The 1,638-nt window shown below is 69.5% G+C and carries 1 protein-coding gene; it reads left to right on the top strand.

What is annotated here, in order from left to right; translation table 11 throughout:
• Nucleotides 1-27: 27 nt before the first annotated feature.
• On the top strand, nucleotides 28-1,629 hold the full coding sequence (locus ACZ5WK_RS40245) for an acyl-CoA carboxylase subunit beta (RefSeq protein ID WP_465555530.1): 1,602 nt from the start codon (nucleotides 28-30) through the stop codon (nucleotides 1,627-1,629).
• The last annotated feature ends 9 nt before the right edge of the window (nucleotides 1,630-1,638 follow it).

The following is a 1,638-nucleotide window of genomic DNA, read 5'->3' as shown; positions in this document are numbered from 1 at the left end:
GTTCCCTCACCCTTGGAGTGGTTCGAGATGACGGTTGTGCATGAGGCGCCGGTCGGCGACGAGATCCCCGAGGTCCCGGCCGACGCCCACGGGCGGGTCGCCGAGCTGCACGAACTGCGCGAACAGGTCCGCCGCGGCCCCAGCGAGAAGGCCACCGAGGCCCAGCACGCCAAGGGCAAGCTGACCGCCCGCGAGCGCATCGACCTGCTGCTCGACGAGGGCTCGTTCCGCGAGGTGGAGCCGCTGCGCCGGCACCGCGCCACCGGCTTCGGCCTGGAGGCGAAGAAGCCCCACACCGACGGCGTGATCGTCGGCTGGGGCACCGTGCACGGGCGCACCGTGTTCACCTACGCGCACGACTTCCGGATCTTCGGCGGCGCACTGGGCGAGGCCCACGCGCAGAAGATCCACAAGATCATGGACATGGCCATCGCCGCGGGCGCGCCGCTGGTGTCGCTGAACGACGGCGCCGGCGCCCGCATCCAGGAGGGCGTGACCGCGCTCGCCGGCTACGGCGGCATCTTCCAGCGCAACACCCGCGCCTCCGGCGTCATCCCGCAGATCTCCGTGATGCTCGGCCCCTGCGCCGGCGGCGCCGCCTACTCCCCCGCGCTGACCGACTTCATCTTCATGGTCCGCGAGACCTCGCAGATGTTCATCACCGGCCCCGACGTCGTCCAGGCCGTCACCGGCGAGAAGATCACCCAGAACGGGCTCGGCGGCGCCGACGTCCACTCCGGGGTCTCCGGCGTCTCCCACTTCGCCTACGACGACGAGCAGTCCTGCATCGAGGAGGTCCGCTACCTCCTGTCGCTGCTGCCCCAGAACAACCGCGAGATGCCGCCCACCGTCGTCAACGACGACCCCGTCGAGCGCCGCAACGACTCCCTCCTCGACCTGGTGCCCGCCGACGGCAACCGCCCCTACGACATGCGCAAGGTCATCGAGGAGATCGTCGACCACGGCGAGTACCTGGAGGTCCACGAGCGCTGGGCCACCAACGTGCTCTGCGTCCTCGCCCGCATCGACGGCCACGTCACCGGCATCATCGCCAACCAGCCCCAGTCGCTGGCCGGCGTCCTGGACATCAACGCCAGCGAGAAGGCCGCCCGCTTCGTCCAGATGTGCGACGCCTTCAACATCCCGCTGGTCACCATGCTCGACGTCCCCGGCTTCCTGCCCGGCGTCGACCAGGAACACGACGGCATCATCCGCCACGGCGCCAAGCTCCTCTACGCCTACTGCAACGCCACCGTGCCCCGCATCCAGCTCATCCTGCGCAAGGCCTACGGCGGCGCCTACATCGTCATGGACTCCCGCTCCATCGGCGCCGACCTCTCCTTCGCCTGGCCCACCAACGAGATCGCCGTCATGGGCGCCGAAGGCGCCGCCAACGTGATCTTCCGACGCGACATCAACGCCGCCGAGGACCCCGAGGCCATGCGCGCCCAGAAGATCAAGGAATACAAGAGCGAACTGATGCACCCGTACTACGCGGCCGAACGCGGCCTCGTCGACGACGTCATCGACCCCGCCGAGACCCGCCAGGTCCTCGCCACCTCGCTCGCCATGCTCCGCACCAAGCACGCCGATCTGCCCAGCCGCAAGCACGGCAACCCGCCGATGTAGCAGCGCCGT

Source organism: Kitasatospora sp. NPDC032757, from assembly GCF_055579305.1.
Note: the sequence above shows the minus strand (reverse complement) of the source record. Positions and strands in the feature narration are given on the sequence as shown.

What these genes read in the sequence shown, in the direction of transcription:
- ACZ5WK_RS40245 (WP_465555530.1), top strand. Translation starts at nt 28, where the DNA reads ATGACGGTTGTGCATGAGGCGCCGGTCGGCGACGAGATCCCCGAGGTC.